Source organism: Curtobacterium sp. B8 (genome assembly GCF_000333315.1).
GTDB lineage: Bacteria > Actinomycetota > Actinomycetes > Actinomycetales > Microbacteriaceae > Curtobacterium > Curtobacterium luteum.
On the sequence record NZ_BACW01000200.1, the window covers coordinates 1 to 2,592 of the forward strand.

Consider the following 2,592-nt stretch of genomic DNA (forward strand, 5'->3'; position numbering starts at 1 on the left):
CCCGATCACGGCAAGCGTCGCGTCGACACGGTTCACGGTCGCGCCCGCACCGACCTCGGTGTCGCGGAGGGTGGTGTCCGGTCCGACGACGGCTCCCGCGGCGATGGCGGTCGCGCCGACGAGTTGCGTGCCGGGCAGGACCTCGGCGTCGGGCTCGATGGTCACGTCGAGGTCGATCCACGTCGTCGCCGGGTCCTGCACGGTGACGCCGGCGACCTGGTGCCGGCGGACGATCCGGGCGTTGAGCTCGCGGGCGGCGTCGGACAGCTGCGCACGGTCGTTGATCCCGGCGACGAGCCACGGGTCGGTGAGCGTGACGACGTCGATGCGCCCGCCCCGCTCGCCGATCAGCGCCGGTGCGTCGGTGATGTACTTCTCGCCCTGCGCGTTCGCCGTGGTGAGCGACGGCAGGACGGCGCGGAGGTGCGTGACGTCGAAGGCGTAGATGCCCGCGTTCGCCTCGGTGATCGTCAGCTGCTCGGGCGTCGCGTCCTTGTGCTCGACGACCCCGACGAACGCACCGGCCTCGTCACGGACGATGCGGCCGAGCCCCGTCGGGTCGGGGGCGATCGCGCTCACGAAGGTGGCGCCGTTGCCGCCGCCCACGTGCGCGTCCACGAGCGCACGGAGCGACACCACGTCGAGCAGCGGGACGTCGCCCGACAACACCACGACGGCACCGTCGAAGTCCGCGGGGAGCGCCCGCACCGCGACCTCGACCGCACGGCCGGTGCCGGGGACCTCGTCCTGGTCGACCACGAGGGCGTCGGGCGCACGCTCGACGACCTCGGCTGCGACGCGGTCCCGCTCGTGTCGCACGACGACGGCGACGTGNGCGGGCTCGAGCGACGACGCGGTCCGGAGCACGTGCGCGATGAGCGGCAGCCCGGCGAGGCGGTGCAGCACCTTGGGCGTGGCGGACTTCATGCGCGTGCCCTGGCCTGCGGCGAGGACGACGACGGCGATGCGCTGGTCGGTCATGGTCCCATCCTGGCGCAACCGGGGCTGAGCGGTGCCCGGGCGGTGCGGGTCCGGTGCGCGGTCCCTCCCGTCACGGACACGATGGGAGGCGGGATCGGGCGAGGTGTGGCGGAACGAACGACCACCTCCGCCCGGTCCGACCGGCTACGCCCGGTCCGACCCCCGGCGCTCGCCCCGATCGGCCACCCCCGGCGCCCGGTCCGCCGAGGTCCGCACGAACGCCATGCACACGAGCCCCGCCACGAGCACCACCACGATCCCGAGGATCCCGTACCGCGTCGAGCCGCCGATCGTCACGGCCAGCGAGAACAGCGTCGGCGCGAGGAACGTCGCTGCGCGGCCGGTGGTGGCGTACAGGCCGAAGAGCTCGCCCTCCCGGCCGGGCGTCGCGAGCCGCGCGAGGTAGGCCCGCGACGACGCCTGCACCGGCCCGACGAAGAGTGCGAGGGTCAGTCCGAGCACCCAGAACAGCGCGGCCGACGTCCCCGCGGCGAGCACCCCGAGGCCGCAGAGCGCCAGTCCGACGAGCGAGACCATGATGAGCGCACGCGACCCGAACCGGTCGTCCAGCCACCCGGAGGCGTAGGTCGCGACGCCGGCGACGACGTTCGCGGCGATGGCGAACAGGATCACCTGCGACGCGGAGAACCCGAAGACCTGCGCGGCGATGATGCCGCCGAAGGTGAATACGGCACCGACCCCGTCGCGGAACACCGCGCTCGCGACGAGGAACCCGAGCACGTCGCGCCGCTCCCGCCACAGGCGTGCGACGTCGCGGCCGAGGTCACGGTACGCCGAGAGCACGCCGCCGCCGCGCGACCGGTCCGCGGCGGCCTCGGGCACGACGAGGAACAGCGGCACCGAGCTCACGGCGAGCCAGACCGCGGCGATGCCGATCGCGACGCGGACGTCCCACTGCCCGGTCGCCACCGTCGCCGGGAGGCGCAGGAGTCCGGCGACGTCACCGCCGCCGAAGTCCTGGATGCAGAGCACGAGCAGCACGACGAGCAGCACGATGCCGCCGAAGTAGCCGGCCGCCCAGCCGATGGCCGACACCCGGCCGGTGCGGTCCCCCGGGGCGACCTGGCCGAGCATCGCGTTGTAGCCCACGCTCGCGATCTCGTACGCGACGGTGCCGATTCCGAGCAGGGCTGCACCGAGGTACAGGTAGGGCTGGCTCGGCGCCACGAACACCATGCCGCCGATCGACAGGGCGATGCCGATCGTGGCGATCAGCACGGATCGGCGACGGTGGCCGGTGCTGTCCGCGAGTCGCCCGACCGCGGGCGCGACGAGGGCGACGACGACCCCCGCGATGGCGAGCGTCGTGGAGACGATGGCGGCGTTGTGCGCGAGCCCCCGTTCGACGACGGCCCTGCCCGCCGCCGAGGTATCGGCGACGAGGGCCGGGTCGACGAACGCGCGGCTCGCCAGGTAGGTGCTGAATACGAAGGTGGTGACGACGGCGTTGAACGCCGCGGACCCCCAGTCCCAGAGCGCCCACGAGACGAGCGCGCGGCGGTCGGTGCGCTGCGGTGGCACGGCGGTGGGCGACACGGTCATGGGCGAACGGTAGCGCGTCGGGGTGTCGGGCGGGTGGCCCGTGACGAG

At 73.9% G+C, this 2,592-nt stretch carries 2 protein-coding genes; both read right to left on the reverse strand.

Annotated elements, in window-relative coordinates:
- Positions 1–981, reverse strand: a 981-nt coding sequence (locus I59_RS05110) for a bifunctional N-acetylglucosamine-1-phosphate uridyltransferase/glucosamine-1-phosphate acetyltransferase (protein ID WP_022902948.1), incomplete at its 3' end; no start/stop codon positions are given.
- Between the two features lie 144 nt (positions 982–1,125).
- A complete protein-coding gene (locus I59_RS05115; RefSeq protein ID WP_042726486.1) occupies positions 1,126–2,544 on the reverse strand; it encodes an MFS transporter in 1,419 nt (472 codons plus the stop codon).
- Between the last annotated feature and the right edge of the window lie 48 nt (positions 2,545–2,592).

Bases quoted from the DNA above. Each gene is read 5' to 3' on its own strand.
- I59_RS05115 (WP_042726486.1), bottom strand. From the start codon at position 2,544: ATGACCGTGTCGCCCACCGCCGTGCCACCGCAGCGCACCGACCGCCGC.